Below are 16,952 nucleotides of genomic sequence, written 5' to 3' on the forward strand. Positions count from 1 at the left end.
TTCATCATGAAGCAGCCTTGCCTTGTTTTATATAATTATTAAATAGTTTTTAGAACCAGAACCCTACAGAGAACACAGTATATGTCTTACCTGTATCAGGCGAATAAGAAAACTTAGCCTCTAATGGCCCAATCATACTTTGCATTCCATATCCTACAGAATATCCAGAATACTTAGACTTTGTAAACCATTTTGAATCTCCAAAGATGTCTTCCCCAGCATTTGCATAATTAGCAGCTAAATTAACATGGTGCTTTGGAAAAATCTCATAATCGAATTGAATAGTCCCTGCGATAAAAGAATCTCCACCAATACTTAATAAGTCATATCCATAAAATGGAATAATATTCTCTCTATCTGCAAAACCATACCCTCCTAATAAATACCCAAATCCTAATGTAGGTAAAGTACCTACAATAGCACCTAACCTAGATTTGACATCAAAACTTAATTTATCTGTAATTCTATTTGCATAACCTATCTGCCCTGTTATTGTAGAAAAGTTTGTAAAATTACCGTGATAATCACTAGAATAAAAAAAGTTTCTATACTCTCCTTTAAACAAAAACCCCTTACGCGGGAAATACTTATTATCATAAGTATCTACGGTAACATTAGCAAACACCCCTAAATAATGACTTCTATCAAAACGTGATTCAGGCGAACTAAGTGTTTTACTACGTATATCTAAAAATTTATGTTCAACTCCTACACTCAAGAGATATTTCTGTTGGTAGAAAGTCTGAAAATACAATCTATTCTCTAAATCTCCGTAATCTACACTAAACTTAGACGGAGCATTCTCTAATTCTAATTGTCCCCCACTAGCATCTATAAGCATTGTATAAGGCAATTCTCTATTAAACTGATTATACTTAGAGTTAATCCCAACACTCCAATAGAAACCATTATCTATAAAATAATTAAAATTATAGCGAACATTGTCACCTAATGCTAAATCTATAGAGGCAACATCACTCTTAGTAAATAAATTCTTTTGTGTAACATTTACTAAAGCAGCTGCTTTGTATAAATCATCATAGTGTACCCCTAATTTTAAATAACGTTTTACTGGATTCTCCACTAACTCCATATCGAGTACATCTTCATCTCCATCCTTATTAAACATATAGGAAATACTACTAAAGTTTTCAGTACCGTTTAACTGCGTAATCCCGTTGCTCAACATATCAAATGATATCTTGCTATTTGGCTTAAACCCCAACTTACCATGTACATATCTTCTAGTATAATTATTTAGCCCTTTAATGTTGATATCTGAAATAGAGATAGAATCTGTATATTTTGGCACATACTGCTCTTTTAATACATTAGAATCCCCGCCTATTGTTTTTAATTGATCGATTACTTTATTTGCAGCCTCAATTCCTTTCTCAATAATTGCTCCTCCATCACCAAATGACACAACTGTATAGCCAACGATATCAGGTTTAATATAGATATCAGTATGTGGTTTCTTTGCTTTCATTTGATTAATGGTAGAATAATTAGATATCTGAAGTAGAAGATCTGGAGCACCGCTAATAGAATCTATCGATTTAAGCCCATCCTGAACATCAACTCCGATAATAATATCAGCCCCCATCTTCTTTAATTCTTCTAACGGATAATTATTCACAACTCCTCCATCGATTAAATATTTATCATCAATTAAAACAGGAGCAAATAAAGAAGGGAAAGCACCACTAGCTAAAATTGCTTGCGGTAAATAACCTTTTTTCAGGACAACGCCCTCACCAGTTTCTAAATCCGTAGCAATACATAAAAAGGGTGTATTCAATTCACTGAAATCACGTACATGGCGAACATGTGCGAGTAAAGTATTCATCAAATTATAGTTGTACATTCCTCTAGACAATGCTTTAGGAAATCCAATCTTAAAGTTGTCAAAAGGCAAACTAATTGCATATATCTCATCGTTCTTCTTTTCGTAAAAAGATTTAGATATACGTGGAATATAATCCTTAATCAGTGCTGATACATCTATACTACTAAAAATGGAATCCAATTCAGAAGAAGTATATCCAGAAGCATATAATCCTCCAACTATAGCCCCCATACTTGTCCCTGCAATATAATCTATTTTAACACCTTGCTCTTCCAGTACTTTTAATACACCAATATGGGCTAATCCTTTTGCCCCACCACCACTCATCACTAATCCCACTTTTGGCTTGTGAACGGTATCATTTTCTGCATAACTTCCTAAAGCAGCACATAATACTGTAAAGAAAACAAGTAAAAATCTACGCATATCTTAATTATTTTATTTTTTGCACTAATTTACTTTAAAATATTCGATAATCAGTTTCGTTTTTGCTTTTCCAATAACTTTTTCTATTTCATTCTCAGGGGCTTCCCTAATTTTTTTCACTGATTTAAAATGATTCATAAGCGTCATTTTTGTTTTTTCACCAATGCCTGGAATATTGTCTAAAATACTAGTAATTGCATTTTTACTACGCTGATTTCTATGAAACGTTAATCCGAAACGGTGAGCTTCATCACGCAAATGGATAATTACCTTCATCGTTTCTGAACGCTTATCTAAATACATAGGAATACTATCACCAGGATAAAAAATCTCTTCTAATCTTTCTGCCAAACTTATTATAGCCACTTTACCTCTAATGCCAAGCTTCTCCAAACTTTTCAAAGCTACACCTAGCTGACCTTTTCCACCATCAATTACAATCAAATCTGGAAGAGGCTGACCTTCTTCTAGTACTCTTTTATAACGTCTGTAAACTATTTCCTCCATTGAGTCATAGTCATTAGGCCCCTCGACAGTCTTAACATTAAAATGTCGATAATCTTTCTTACTCGGCTTACCATCCTTAAAAACTACACAAGCAGCAACAGGATTAGTCCCTTGAATGTTAGAGTTATCAAAACACTCAATATGTCGGGGTTCTTTGTGCATGCGCAGATCTTTCATCATCTGTTGCATTATTCGATTGACATGGCGTTCTGGATCAACTATCTTGATTTGCTTTAACTGATCAACTCTATAATACTTAGCATTTCGCTCTGACAAGTCTAATAAGCGTTTTTTATCGCCAAGTTTAGGTACAGTTACGTGAATATCAGCACCAACCTCTACTTCCATAGGAACTATAATCTCCTTTGAATTTAAATGGAAGCGTTCCCTCAACTCCACAATAGCTAACTCTAATAACTCGGCATCCGTCTCATCTAGTTTCTTTTTTAATTCCATAGTATGTGATCGTATAATCGCCCCATAAGAAACCTGCAAAAAGTTGACAAAAGCACTCGACTCATCTGATATAATCGAAAACACATCTACATTGCTAATTTTTGGATTTACAATAGTAGATTTAGATTGATAGTTTTCTAATAGATCTATTTTCTCTTTTACTTTTTGTGCTTCTTCAAACCTCATCTCACTTGCTAATTCCATCATATGATCCTTGAAGCCTTTCAAACTTTCCTTGAAATTTCCCTTCAAAATATCTCGTATCTCTACTATTTTTTTGGAATATTGAGCTTCACTTTCATACTCTTGACAAGGACCACCACAATTGCCTATGTGATATTCTAAACACACTTTAAATTTTCCACTTCTAATATTACTTGTCGTTAAATCTAATGAACAAGTGCGAAGTGCAAATAATTCTTTTATTAAATCCAGAAGCGTGTGTACGGTTTTTATATTCGTATAAGGACCAAAATATTCAGATCCATCCTTCACCATACGTCTAGTCATAAAAACTCTAGGGAAAGGTTCTTTCTTAATACATATCCATGGATAAGATTTATCATCTTTTAGCAAGACATTATAGCGCGGCTGTAACTGCTTAATAAGGTTGTTTTCTAAAAGCAACGCATCTGTTTCCGTAGGAACGACAATATGTTTTATAGAACAAATCTTTTTTACTAAAACATTTGTCTTAGCATTGTCGTGTACTTTATTAAAATAAGAACTAACCCTTTTCTTAAGGTTCTTTGCCTTACCTACATATAAAATCTTACCCTCCTTATCGTAATATTGATATACTCCAGGCTGATTTGGTAAAGTCTGTATTTGTAAAGCTAAACTAGAAGATGGTTCCATAAGAATAAAAAATTCAGTCCTACAAAAATAACCTAAGTTTAATGCTCTCCCAAATCTAAAAAGAACTCATTTGTATTACAGTCTTAAATCAACATGATTCACTATAAGCGATGCAGAAAACTTTTTATTATCTTCACGCTAAAATAAAATTAGCGAATGAAAATACTTGATGAAACTATCCTTCCAGGAGAAACAAAAACGTTAAACTTAGAAATTGCTCGTTTACATACTGCTACAAAACTAAAGATACCAGTAATTGTATCTAGAGCTTTAGAAGATGGTCCTACAGTATTATTATCTGCTGGACTTCATGGTGATGAATTAAACGGAGTAGATATTGTTCGCCAGATAGTTCACAAAAAAATAAATGTGCCTAAAAAAGGGACAATTATATGTATCCCCGTAATTAATATCTTTGGATTCATCAATAAGACGAGAGAATTTCCTGACGGCAGAGATATGAATCGCGTATTTCCGGGTAGTGCTAATGGGTCATTAGCAGGCCGATTTGCCTTTCATCTACTAAAATATATTATTCCCCATGTGGATTATGCAATTGACTTTCACGCAGGGGGTCAAAGTCGCTTTAACGCACCTCAAATCAGAATAGCTCCTGACAATAAAGAGTTAGAAGATTTAGCTACTATTTTCCACCCACCTTTCTTATTGTACTCCAGTCAAATATCAGGTTCATTTAGAAATGCTTGTAGCAAGAGAGGAGTTAAAATGCTATTATTTGAGGGAGGTAAATCAATGGATATAAATAATGAAGTTTCTACTATGGGAGTAGAAGGAACTAAACGTTTTCTCGCTTCTTTTGATATGCTAAGACCTCAATTTGACGTTGTGCCTGCTGATCAAGAGATGATTATCATTAAAAGTTCCGTTTGGGTACGCGCAAAAAAATCAGGATTATTGCACGATCAAATCAAAATAGGGAGTTACGTGAAAAAAGGTGAAAAAATAGCTGAAATATCTGACCCTTACGGAAGTGAGAATTCAATAGTGAAAGCACCTAATGACGGTTATATTATAAATGTAAATGATGCACCTATAACTTATCAAGGAGATGCAATATTCCATATTTCAAAAAACTTATAATAATGACAAAAGAAGAATTAAGATTAAAATATAAAGACTTACGCAATCAGTTATCGGAAGATGATATTGAAAATTTAAGCTTAGACATAGCTAACCAAGCATTAAAATTACCTATTTGGGAGGGTACTAACTATCATCTTTTCCTTTCGATTGCTAATAAAAAAGAAATCAATACAGAATACCTTCTCCATCTATTAGCGGGAAGAGATAAAAATATCATATTATCAAAATCTGACTTTAAAGAAGGTACCCTAGCAAATTATTTATTAACTGACAATACCACAATAAAAGTAAACAGCTATGGCATTCCAGAGCCAGTGGATGGTATTGAAATAAAAGAAACACAAATTGACGTTGTCTTCATTCCATTATTAGCTTATGATAATAAAGGAAATCGAATAGGATATGGCAAAGGATTTTATGATCGCTTTTTAGCAAAATGCAAACCTGATACTATTAAAGTGGGTGTAAGTTTCTTTGCTCCAGAAGAACAAATAACAAATGTATCAGAAGTAGATATTCCCTTAGATTATTGTATTACCCCTAATAAAGTATATCATTTCAAGTAATTCTATACTTTATTGATATTTAAACTAGTGTTTTTTATAAAATATTTTTATGTTTAATAAAAATATTAACCAATGATAAAAAACACAATCACTTTACTGGCACTAAGTCTTCTCACGACTGCGTGGGGACAAAAAAACACGAAGTTTATTTCAACGCCTGCTTTAAGTCCTGATGGAAAAACAGCATATTTCAGTTATGATGGAGATATATGGCAGGCTCCTTCTGTGGGAGGTGAAGCCCTTCGCATCACTGCATTAGACGGTGAAGAATCTAAACCAAGAGTATCTCCTGACGGTAAATGGCTTGCCTTTACCTCAAACCAATATGGCAATAAAGATATATTCGTTACCCCTCTTACTGGTGGAGAAATCAAACAATTAACCTATCATCAAGCTAATGATGAAATGGAAAGCTGGAGTTGGGACAGCAATACGATTTATTTCACTTCAACAGCTAATAATAACTTCGGATCTTACAAAGTAGATGTAAATGGAGGCACCCCTGCTCCACTGTTTACTAATTACTTCAATAATACAAATGGATTAGTAGAGACTCCCTCTGGAGAATATTTATTTACCTCATCAATGGAAAGTGCTAGTCAAGCTACTCGAAAAAGATATAAGGGAGAAAATAACCCAGATATATTAGGGTATAATCCACAAACTAAAGAGTTTAAATACTACACAGATTATATAGGTAAAGACTTCAACCCTACAGTAGATAAAAATGGTAAGATCTATTTTATCTCAGATGAAAATAATGGAAATTATAATTTATATACGCTAGAAAACAATAAGAAAGTAGCTCTTACAAACTTTGAGAGTTCTATCCGCAATCCCTATGTTTCTGCTGATGGCTCAAAAGTAATCTTTGAAAAAGACTATCAATTATTTACTTATGATGTCAATACTAAAGAAGTGCAAGAAATAAATATTTCTGTTAATGCGAATAAAGCTATTGATAAAGAGCAATCTTATAATGTAGAGGGAAAAATAAGTTATTTTGATATTTCTCCTGATAATAAAAAAATAGCGTTTGTAAGTAGAGGTGTTTTATTCGTTTCTGATATAGAAGGAAAGTTTGTACAGAAGTTATCTGATGGCGCAGAGCGAGTAATGGAAGTTAAATGGCTAAAAGACAATAAGACTTTATTATATAGTCAGACATTCGAAGGGTATCAAAACTGGTTTAAGAGAGCTGCAGATGGAAAAGGAGAGGTACAGCAAATTACTTCTGAGCACAGAAATAATAGAGATATTACATTAAGCAACGACTTATCTAAAGCTGTTTATTTAAGCGGAAGAGATGAAATCCGTTTATTAGATTTAACTACTTTTAAATCTAACACTATTGTAAAAGATGAAATATGGGCATTCCAAAATTCCACACCTTCTTTTTCACCAAATGATGAATACGTTCTATTCACTGCAAAGAGAAATTTTGAAGAAGATATATTTGTTTACAATATCAAAAACAATAAAACTCTAAACCTAACAAATACAGGTGTTTCAGAATCTAATCCTGTATGGTCGCCTAACGGAAGATACATTTACTTTACTAGTGATCGTTTTAATCCTTCTTATCCACTGGGAATGCAGAACCCTAACATCTATCGCATGGCATTAGATTGGTATGCTGATGCGTTCCGTTCTGATCAATTTGACAAACTTTTCGTAGAACAGAAAGAGGAGAAAAAAGAAGACAAAAAGGACAAGAAAAACAAAAAACCAATTCAGCCAACAACTACAACCATTAGTATAAACACTGATGGATTATTAGATAGAATCGAACTGGTAAGTGATCGTTTTGGCAATCAATATAGTCCTACTGTTTTTCAAGATGACAAAAAAGAAATAGTATATTATTCTTCAAATCAAGAGAATGGTAAGATGTCATTGTATCGTACTATTTATGAAGATTTTAAAAAACCTGTTACTGAAAAAGTTGATGATAAAAGTAGTTATAATCTAGTATTAAGAGATAAAACAATTTACGCTCTTAATCAAGGCAATATCTATAAAGTAGCTCTTTCAAAAGGAACACCTGAAAAGATTGCTATTAATTATTCGTTTTCAAAAAACTTAAGTGATGAGTTTACACAGATGTATTATGAAACTTGGGCTGGTGTAGAAGAAAACTTTTATGATGAGACTTTTCATGGGATCAACTGGCAACAAACAAAAGAGCACTTTGCGCAATATTTACCAAATATTAATAATAGAAATAGCTTAAGAATTTTATTAAACGATATGCTTGGTGAACTTGGTTCTTCTCATTTAGGTTTTAATACTATGGGAGATGAAGAAAAAACAAAATTATCGTATAATACTCAAGAAACTGGTATTGTATTCAAAGCAGACAATCCCTATGAAGTAGATAGAATCTTACGAAAATCACCTGCGTTTACAAAAGGTATAGATATTAAAGAAGGAGATATCTTAACTAAAGTAAATGGTAAAGAAATAGATAAAACACTAAATAGAGATAGCTACTTCACTTTCCCAACCAAACAGGAAGAGCTTACGCTTACATTTAACAGACAAGGAAAAGAAATTAATACAAAGATTCACCCAATAAGCAATTCCGCTTTTAAAGGGCTTTTATACGATGAATGGATATATACTAATAAACAGTTAGTAAATAAGCTTAGTGATAACAGAATAGCTTATAGCTATATGAAAAACATGACTACTCCAGAACTAGATTCTTTCTTACTAGATATGGTAGAACAAGAATATAAAAAAGAAGGTGTCATCCTTGATCTTCGTTATAATACAGGAGGAAATGTGCACGATAAAGTATTAAACTTCTTATCACAAAGACCATATCTAAAATGGAAATATAGAGAGGGTGAATACACTATTCAAAGTAACTTTGCTCCAAGTGGTAAACCAATCGTCCTATTGATTAATGAATCTTCTTTAAGCGATGCGGAGATGACAGCTGCAGGATTCAAAGCTCTAAAATTAGGAAAGATAATAGGTCAAGAAACTTATCGCTGGATTATATTCACGTCAGGTAAAAGCCTAGTAGATGGTTCTTCTTATCGATTACCTTCTTGGGGTACATATACATTAGATGGACAGAACCTAGAAAAAACAGGTGTAGCGCCAGATATTTATGTCAAAAACACTTTCATAGATCGATTAAATAATAATGATCCTCAACTAGAAAGAGCAGTACAAGAAATATTAAAAGATTTAAATTAACAAAAGAGCCGAGTTATAATATAACTCGGCTCTTTTTATTTTATATACATCGAAGTCTATCTTATTACTTCTTAAATACTTTCTTATTAAATACGATCAAAATACCTACTCCTACTGAAATAGCAACATCTGCTATATTGAAGATTGCATTAAAAAAAGTAAAATACTTTCCACCCCATATAGGTAACCAATCTGGTAAGTATCCTTTCCAAATAGGGAAATAAAACATATCCACTACCCTACCATGAAACCAACTACCGTATGGTTTGTCCGAAAACAATGTAGCCAATTGATGAGTACTATCGTCAAAGATTACACCGTAGAAAACAGAATCAATGATATTACCTACTGCACCTGCCAATATCAGAGCGATCGCTACTATTAAAAAATTAGATGCTTTCTTCTTTACAGAATCTTGTAACCACCATCCTATTCCAAATACAGCTATAATTCTGAAAACAGTCAAGGCTAACTTTCCATATTCGCCAGGAAGAACAACTCCCCATGCCATACCTTCATTCTCTATAAAGTGAATTTTAAACCAATCGAATACAGGATAATCCTCATCTAACAAAAAATTAGTTTTAATATAAATCTTCAACCATTGATCTAGAATTAATACAACTAGAACAAGTAAGCTCGCTTTCTTTAATGACATTTTCAATTTTTTACCCCAACAAATGTAAATTATTTTAGGATATAAAAAAAACGCTCTAAAGAGAGCGTTTTCAATTTTATTAAAGATTAACGTTGTAAATTTTTTGCTTCAATACTCATTGTCGCATGTGGAACTAATTTCAAGCGTTCTTTGTCAATTAATTTCCCCGTTACTTTACAAATACCATACGTTTTATTTTCAATACGTATTAAGGCATTCTTTAAGTCACGAATGAACTTCTCTTGGCGAATAGCCAACTGAGAGTTTGCTTCTTTTGACATTGTTTCACTTCCCTCTTCAAATGCTTTAAACGTTGGAGATGTATCATCTGTCCCATTGTTCAAATCATTCATATAGGCGCTTTTAATTAATTCTAAATCTGCTTGCGCTTTCACAATTTTAGCCTGAATAAGCTCTTTGAACTCTGCTAAATCTGCATCAGAATAACGTACAATTTCACCTACTTCTTTCATAACTACTTTTATTTAATAACCATTACTCGCGTTTTAAGCTCATCAAATTCAAGTTCAATACCTTCTTTTAACTCTGGTACAAAATTTAACTCTGAAGTTAATGTTTCAGATTTTATATAATCTTCATTTGCTAAAACAGCCTCTTTTATTTCTTTATTTTCTTCTAAAGTAATCTTGATCTTATCTGTCACATCAAACCCAGAATCCTTTCTAATGTTTTGAATTCTATTAATTAACTCACGTGCAATTCCCTCTTTACGCAATTCATCAGTTATAGTAATATCTAATGCAACTGTAATTCCACCATCATTAGCAACTAACCATCCTTCAATATCTTGAGAAGTAATCTCCACGTCTGCCAATGTTAAGATAACACTTTTTTCTGTTAAATTTAGCGTAATTTCTCCATTTTTCTCTAATTCATTTATCTGATCCGCACTAAAAGCCTGTATCTCTTTAGAAATCAATCCCATATCTTTTCCAAATCTAGGACCTAAAGCTTTGAAGTTAGGCTTGATTTGTTTTACTAAGATACCAGAAGCATCATCTAATAGCTCTATATCCTTCACATTAACCTCAGCTTTAATCAAATCAGCAACTGCTTCAATCTCTGCTTTTTGATTTTGATCCAAAATTGGAATCATCACTCTCTGTAATGGTTGGCGCACTTTAATCATTTCTTTCTTACGCAATGACAATACTAAAGAAGAAATAATTTGAGCTTTGTGCATTCTACTTTCTAATCCTGCATCTACTAAATCTTCATCGTATTTTGGAAACTCAGCCAAATGTACTGACTCAAAGTTTTCTGTAGATGTCGCCAAAGTTAAGTCTCTGTAAAGTTTATCCATAAAGAATGGAGCAATAGGAGATCCCAACTTAGCAACTGTGATTAAACACGTATACAATGTTTGATAGGCAGCTATCTTGTCTTGAGCATATTCACCCTTCCAAAATCTTCTTCTGCATAAACGCACATACCAGTTACTTAAATTTTCTGTAACAAAATCAGTAATAGCACGAGCTGCTTTTGTAGGTTCATATTCTGCATAAAACTCATCAACCTTTTTTACAAGAGTATTTAACTCTGATAAAATCCATCTATCAATCTCTGGTCTATTTTCTAAAGGCACTTCCTTCTCTTCATACTTAAACCCATCAATATTAGCGTATAACGCAAAGAAAGAATAAGTATTGTACAATGTTCCAAAGAATTTTCTTCTTACCTCAGTTATCCCATCTAGGTCAAACTTCAAGTTATCCCAAGGGTTGGCATTTGATATCATGTACCAACGCGTAGCATCAGGTCCGTGTTCTGCTAATGTTTCAAATGGATCAACTGTATTACCTAAACTCTTAGACATTTTAAGTCCATTTTTGTCTAATACTAATCCATTTGATACAACATTTTTATATGCTTTAGTATCAAATACTAATGTTGCAATTGCATGAAGAGTATAGAACCATCCTCTAGTCTGGTCAACTCCCTCTGCAATAAAATCAGCTGGGTAAGCTAAATTATTATCTATTAATTCTTTATTTTCAAATGGATAATGCCATTGTGCATAAGGCATAGATCCTGAGTCAAACCACACATCGATTAAATCTGATTCACGATACATTGGTTTTCCTGAAGGAGAAACTAATACAATACTATCAACAACATTTTTATGTAAGTCAACTTTATCATAATTTTCTTCTGACATTTCACCTACAACAAAACCTTCAAAAGGATTACCTTTCTGAATACCTGCTTGTTGAGATTTTTCAATTTCATTTACCAATTCTTCTACCGAACCAATAATAAGTTCTTCTGTTTTATCCTCAGTTCTCCATATTGGCAATGGAATACCCCAATAACGAGATCTAGATAAGTTCCAGTCATTAGCATTCTTTAGCCAATTTCCAAAACGTCCTTCACCAGTTGCTTTTGGCTTCCAGTTCACCTCTTCGTTTAATTCAAACATACGGTCTTTCACCTCTGTTATCTTAATAAACCAAGAATCTAATGGATAATATAATACTGGTTTGTTCGTTCTCCAACAATGTGGATAACTGTGAACATATTTTTCAACTTTAAATGCCTTATTCTCTTCTTTTAATCGAATAGCAATCTCAACATCAACAGAGCGTTCAGGTGCTTGTCCGTCATCATAATATTCATTCTTAACATATTTCCCTGCTAAGTCTCCCATTTCTTTAACAAAGCGCCCTTGCAAATCTACCAATGGCACCGCATTTCCATCAGCATCCAATATTAACATTGCAGGTACTTCTGGAGTAGCCTCTTTTGCTACTCTAGCATCGTCTGCTCCAAATGTAGGTGCAGTATGTACAATACCAGTACCATCTTCAGTAGTAACAAAATCTCCAGCAATTACTCTAAATGCGTTTTCAGGATTCTGATAAGGCAATGTATAAGGAAGAAGTTGTTCATACTTGATTCCAACTAAATCAGCTCCTTTAAAATCTTTAACTACTAAATAAGGGATTTTTTTATCTCCTTCTTTATAAGCATTCAATTCCTCTTCTGTGGAAACTTCAACGAATTTTCCAGCAAACTGTTTTCCAACTAATGGTTTTCCTAAAACTACATTAATTGGTTCATGTGTATATTGATTAAAAGACTTGACTAAAACATAATCAATTTTAGGACCTACTGTCAAAGCAGTATTTGATGGTAATGTCCAAGGCGTAGTCGTCCAAGCTAAGATATCAATATCGCCATATCCTTTCAAGAAGTCAGGTAATGTAGCTTCTATTGTTTTAAATTGAGCTACAATAGTAGTATCTGTCACATCCTTGTAACATCCTGGTTGGTTAATCTCGTGAGAAGACAAACCAGTTCCTGCTTTTGGCGAATAAGGCTGAATAGTATATCCCTTATACAACAAATTCTTGTCATAAATCTGTTTTAATAACCACCAAACAGATTCCATATATTTTGGTTTATAAGTAACATATGGATCATTCATATCTACCCAGTAACCCATCTTTTCAGTAAGGTCATTCCATAAATCTGTATAACGCATTACCGTACGTTTACACGCTTGGTTATACTCTTCTACAGTGATTTTTGTACCTATATCTTCTTTAGTAATACCTAATTCTTTCTCAGTACCAAGCTCTACAGGCAATCCATGTGTATCCCAACCAGCTTTACGTTTTACTTGATATCCTTTTTGAGTTTTATAGCGACAAAAAATATCTTTAATTGCACGAGCCATTACGTGGTGAATACCAGGTTTACCATTAGCTGAAGGTGGTCCTTCAAAAAACACAAAAGGCTTATTATCATCTCTTGTGCTAATACTTTTTTCGAATATTGATTGTTCTTTCCAAAAAGCAAGCATCTCCGATGCTACCGCTGACAAATCAAGACCCTTATATTCTGTAAATTTATTGCTCATCGTTATTAACTATAATATTTTTTTATCAATTGCGCGAATTTAAACATTTTCCTTTAATTACCAGCTAATTAATTGGTAGGAATAACTTTAAAAAATTTATTTTTAAGTAGTAAAATACAATAATACAAAAAGAAAGTGTAACACTTAATCAAATTTTACTGTACAGAAAAAGATAAAATACAAAGTAACTCTTTTACAATTTTGATTTTCCTTTTTTATTAATTGAAGACTTCTTTTAAGACATGTAGTGATTTTGGTTTTCGAAATGAACTTAAATGTTCTTCAAAATAGTTTACCATCATATCTAACAATATTGATCGCTCCTTACCTGTAAAAACTCTTTGATCTTGATCAAAACCCAACTTCAATAATCTTTTTAAAAGGACTGTAGCCTCCCCATCAAAGCATTGTTCTGAGTAATCATCAACAAATACTCCCTCTACCCAATTAAAAAAATAATTTGATTGCTCTTCATCAATACTGGGATAGAAACCAAAATACTTCGTTATCTCTACCAATAATATTAGATGGAAATTAACAGTCTCTTCATGTGTATCAAACCAAAGAAGTGCAACCTCTAAGAATTCATAAAATTGTTGGTCCTGCTCTTGTTCTGTTAATACGTGATGTAAAACCTCTCCAATAAAAATAGCTATACTATTCTTTGTAAAATCATAGTAAATATTCTGGTAAATATGATTAACACGTACTTCTTTAAAGTACTCCATCCCTCCTTTATTTTTAAAGGTAAACTCAACATCAAGCATCGTTAAGGGCTGAAAATAGGCAATCTTTGAAGTATTCTTACCTTTAGCAAAAGCATTTCTAACAAAAAAAGTTTGTACTCCCACTTCTCTTGTCAAGCATTTTACTATCAAACTTTTTTCTTGATATTTTAATGCGCTTAATACTATTGCATCTGTCTTAATCAACATTCTTATCCTCTTTACGTCACTAGTTTATTCTGAATAATATAATTCAAAGATACACTACAACACCATAATTTACAGCTCTGAAATATAATTTCTACAAAACAGCTCTAATATATATAATACTTTACTTACAAATGTATAATGCCTTAGGGCGAAATCTTAATCGATAATCAATAACAATCATAATAATTTCGATAGCTTTGTATAAAATCGATGACTATGAAAAAAATATATCTACTAGCTGTTCTTGCCCTTTGTATGGTAAATTGTAAAGATAAAAACACCTCTGATAAGAGTAATTCCATTACAATTGAGACAAGAGAATTTCACGGAGAAGTAGACGAAAATTGTGTAGAAGATAATTGTACTGAAATAAGCATTGAAGTACCTATTATAACTGCACCAGAAAACTCAGCTATAGCACTTATAAATACTACGATATTAAACGAAGTAACAGAAATTGCTTCATTTGAAGAGAACTTAAGTGATACTTCTTCTTATGACGACTTAATTTCATCGTTTATTACAGCATACACCTCTTTTATAAAAAAATACACTGGTGAAGATTTGCCTTGGAAAGCTAAAATAAAAGTAAGCACAACTTTTCAAAACAATGAAATATATGCTTTAAACATGGAGTATTATACATTTGCTGGTGGTGCACATGGTTTCAAAGGAGAAAAAAGTTTATTATTTGATTTAGAAACTGGAAAACAAATAAATGCAAAAGAGCTAATCAAAGATTGGACTTCTTTATCACAAATTATTTCAGACAAATTAGCTTATGCTGACGATATTACGGAAGATGGTGTATTAAATTATCCTGAAGACATCCAAATTCTTGAAGATACTATAATTTTTGGCTACACTTCATCAATCTCATTTCCTATATCTGACACATTAGATACACTTGTATTAAATAAAAAAGAGGTTGCTTCTTTCTTTAATTACAACATATTCAAAGAAGAAGTAAGTGAAACTAAGTAGAAAACTCTAATTTTGTAGACTTATTCAAATCTAAATTACTTTGAGTATATATAAAAAGATTTTTAAGCAAACCGCTATTTATGGTTTAGCTGCAGTTTTCCCAAAAGTCATAGGGTTTTTTCTAGTCCCTTTCCATACTGACTTAATGAAAAATGACGCATATGGGCAGTATAGCGTTATCTTTTCAATAATGATGTTCCTAAATGTGATATTATCATTTGGAATGGAGACTGCATTCTTTCGTTTTTACAACAAGAGAGAAAACAAAAAAGAAGTAATCAACAACAGTCTTTTATTTTTGTGTTTCACCACATTTATCTTTGCCCTACTAGGCTTAGTAACTTTAGATTATTGGGTAAGCTTATTGAATATTCCAAAAGATATTCTTCAGTATGTATTAGCGATTTTAGTATTAGATGCATTAGTTATTGTTCCTTTTGCTAAACTTAGAGCAGATCAACGACCATTGTTCTATAGTGCTATACGCATAGCGAATGTATGTATCTATACAATACTGAATATTTTCTTTCTATACTATTTACCACTATTAGCTAATAAATACCCTAGTGGCTTTATACACTCCATTTACATTGAAAACTACCAAGTATCTTATATTTTTATAGCGAACTTAATTGCCAGTTTATTTACGTTTTTAGTCTTTTATAAAGATTATTTCTATATTAAATTCACAATTAATAAAGAGCTAATAAGAGAAATGTTGCGCTATAGTTTTCCTGTGATGATTGGAGGTTTAGCATTTGCAATTAATGAGAGTTTTGATAAAATATTATTAGAAAGGCTATTGCCAGCAGACATAGCTCTATCTGAAGTAGGAAAATATGCTGCATGTTATAAATTGGGATTATTTATGGTACTCTTTCGCCAAGCCTATACATTGGGAATTGAGCCTTTTTTCTTCAATTATGCAAAGAATGAAGATGCGCCTACAAAATACGCTACCATTACGAAGTACTTTGCTATTTTTGGTAGTGCTATTATGCTAGGAGTAATTATATTTTCAGATGTTTTAAAGGTTTTATTTATACGTAATGAATCATACTGGGATGCAATGATTGTAGTCCCTTTAATTATACTAGCTAATTTATGTATGGGGATTTATACCAATCTATCTGTATGGTATAAACTAAGAGATAAAACAATGGTAGGGGCTTATATTTCAATCCTTGGCGCTATCTTAACGCTACTATTTAACTATCTATTAATTCCTGTATGGGGATATATGGGATCAGCAATTGCGACATTAATTGCCTATGGTTCTATGATGTTAATATCGTATCTATTAGGACAAAAATATTATCCAATTCCCTACGATAAAAAGGCTATTGGAGGATATATGGGACTATCCGTACTCTTATCTTTTATCTATTTTTATGCCTTCCGAGAAAACTATCTAGTCGGAGGAGTTTTCATCGTTATTTTGGGCTTAGCTATTTATAAATTTGAAAATAGCACTATCAAAAAAATGATTAAACGCTAATGTAATTAACCTATTTAT

At 32.4% G+C, this 16,952-nt stretch carries 11 protein-coding genes; 5 read left to right on the forward strand and 6 right to left on the reverse strand.

What is annotated here, in order from left to right; genetic code table 11:
* Window positions 1-49 precede the first annotated feature (49 nt).
* Together RH98_RS12105 and uvrC are read right to left on the reverse strand one after the other, a co-directional pair.
* The gene (locus tag RH98_RS12105) at window positions 50-2,275 is read right to left on the reverse strand and encodes a patatin-like phospholipase family protein (protein WP_010255166.1); all 2,226 of its coding nucleotides are present in this window, start codon (window positions 2,273-2,275) and stop codon (window positions 50-52) included.
* A 24-nt stretch (window positions 2,276-2,299) separates the two neighbouring features.
* The gene (gene uvrC / locus RH98_RS12110) at window positions 2,300-4,096 is read right to left on the reverse strand and encodes an excinuclease ABC subunit UvrC (protein ID WP_010255170.1); all 1,797 of its coding nucleotides are present in this window, start codon (window positions 4,094-4,096) and stop codon (window positions 2,300-2,302) included.
* A gap of 156 nt (window positions 4,097-4,252) precedes the next feature.
* Between uvrC and RH98_RS12115 the strand changes: the two genes are divergently transcribed.
* The 3 genes from RH98_RS12115 (at window position 4,253) to RH98_RS12125 (ending at window position 8,976) form a co-directional block, all read left to right on the forward strand.
* On the forward strand, window positions 4,253-5,197 hold the full coding sequence (locus RH98_RS12115; protein ID WP_010255173.1) for a succinylglutamate desuccinylase/aspartoacylase family protein: 945 nt from the start codon (window positions 4,253-4,255) through the stop codon (window positions 5,195-5,197).
* A gap of 2 nt (window positions 5,198-5,199) precedes the next feature.
* Window positions 5,200-5,766, forward strand: a complete 567-nt coding sequence (locus tag RH98_RS12120) for a 5-formyltetrahydrofolate cyclo-ligase (protein WP_010255175.1) — start codon at window positions 5,200-5,202, stop codon at window positions 5,764-5,766.
* A 72-nt stretch (window positions 5,767-5,838) separates the two neighbouring features.
* On the forward strand, window positions 5,839-8,976 hold the full coding sequence (locus RH98_RS12125) for a S41 family peptidase (RefSeq protein ID WP_010255177.1): 3,138 nt from the start codon (window positions 5,839-5,841) through the stop codon (window positions 8,974-8,976).
* A 64-nt stretch (window positions 8,977-9,040) separates the two neighbouring features.
* On the opposite strand, the gene RH98_RS12130 is transcribed toward RH98_RS12125, so the two are convergent.
* From RH98_RS12130 to recO, 4 genes are all read right to left on the reverse strand, one after another.
* Window positions 9,041-9,634, reverse strand: a complete 594-nt coding sequence (locus RH98_RS12130) for a lipoprotein signal peptidase (RefSeq protein ID WP_010255180.1) — start codon at window positions 9,632-9,634, stop codon at window positions 9,041-9,043.
* A gap of 86 nt (window positions 9,635-9,720) precedes the next feature.
* Window positions 9,721-10,107 carry a TraR/DksA family transcriptional regulator gene (locus RH98_RS12135; protein ID WP_010255184.1) on the reverse strand — a complete coding sequence of 129 codons (387 nt, stop codon included), beginning with the start codon at window positions 10,105-10,107 and terminating at the stop codon, window positions 9,721-9,723.
* A gap of 8 nt (window positions 10,108-10,115) precedes the next feature.
* Window positions 10,116-13,517, reverse strand: a complete 3,402-nt coding sequence (gene ileS / locus RH98_RS12140) for an isoleucine--tRNA ligase (RefSeq protein ID WP_010255187.1) — start codon at window positions 13,515-13,517, stop codon at window positions 10,116-10,118.
* Between the two features lie 218 nt (window positions 13,518-13,735).
* Window positions 13,736-14,452: a DNA repair protein RecO gene (gene recO / locus RH98_RS12145; protein WP_010255189.1), complete on the reverse strand. Its 717-nt coding sequence runs from the start codon at window positions 14,450-14,452 to the stop codon at window positions 13,736-13,738.
* A 216-nt stretch (window positions 14,453-14,668) separates the two neighbouring features.
* Here recO and RH98_RS15320 point away from each other — a divergent pair, with 216 nt between their 5' ends.
* Entirely contained in the window at window positions 14,669-15,436 is a 768-nt protein-coding gene (locus RH98_RS15320; RefSeq protein ID WP_010255191.1) for a PdaC/SigV domain-containing protein, read from the forward strand.
* 40 nt (window positions 15,437-15,476) lie between these two features.
* Window positions 15,477-16,934, forward strand: coding sequence for an oligosaccharide flippase family protein (locus RH98_RS12155; RefSeq protein ID WP_010255195.1), 1,458 nt, complete (start codon window positions 15,477-15,479; stop codon window positions 16,932-16,934).
* Window positions 16,935-16,952: the final 18 nt, after the last annotated feature.

This window comes from Myroides injenensis M09-0166 (assembly GCF_000246945.1).
Classification (GTDB): domain Bacteria; phylum Bacteroidota; class Bacteroidia; order Flavobacteriales; family Flavobacteriaceae; genus Flavobacterium; species Flavobacterium injenense.

What these genes read in the sequence shown, in the direction of transcription:
- uvrC (WP_010255170.1), bottom strand. Translation starts at nt 4,096, where the DNA reads ATGGAACCATCTTCTAGTTTAGCTTTACAAATACAGACTTTACCAAAT.
- RH98_RS12130 (WP_010255180.1), bottom strand. Translation starts at nt 9,634, where the DNA reads ATGTCATTAAAGAAAGCGAGCTTACTTGTTCTAGTTGTATTAATTCTA.
- RH98_RS12105 (WP_010255166.1), bottom strand. Translation starts at nt 2,275, where the DNA reads ATGCGTAGATTTTTACTTGTTTTCTTTACAGTATTATGTGCTGCTTTA.
- RH98_RS12120 (WP_010255175.1), top strand. Translation starts at nt 5,200, where the DNA reads ATGACAAAAGAAGAATTAAGATTAAAATATAAAGACTTACGCAATCAG.
- RH98_RS12115 (WP_010255173.1), top strand. Translation starts at nt 4,253, where the DNA reads ATGAAAATACTTGATGAAACTATCCTTCCAGGAGAAACAAAAACGTTA.
- recO (WP_010255189.1), bottom strand. Translation starts at nt 14,452, where the DNA reads ATGTTGATTAAGACAGATGCAATAGTATTAAGCGCATTAAAATATCAA.
- RH98_RS12125 (WP_010255177.1), top strand. Translation starts at nt 5,839, where the DNA reads ATGATAAAAAACACAATCACTTTACTGGCACTAAGTCTTCTCACGACT.
- RH98_RS12135 (WP_010255184.1), bottom strand. Translation starts at nt 10,107, where the DNA reads ATGAAAGAAGTAGGTGAAATTGTACGTTATTCTGATGCAGATTTAGCA.
- ileS (WP_010255187.1), bottom strand. Translation starts at nt 13,517, where the DNA reads ATGAGCAATAAATTTACAGAATATAAGGGTCTTGATTTGTCAGCGGTA.
- RH98_RS15320 (WP_010255191.1), top strand. Translation starts at nt 14,669, where the DNA reads ATGAAAAAAATATATCTACTAGCTGTTCTTGCCCTTTGTATGGTAAAT.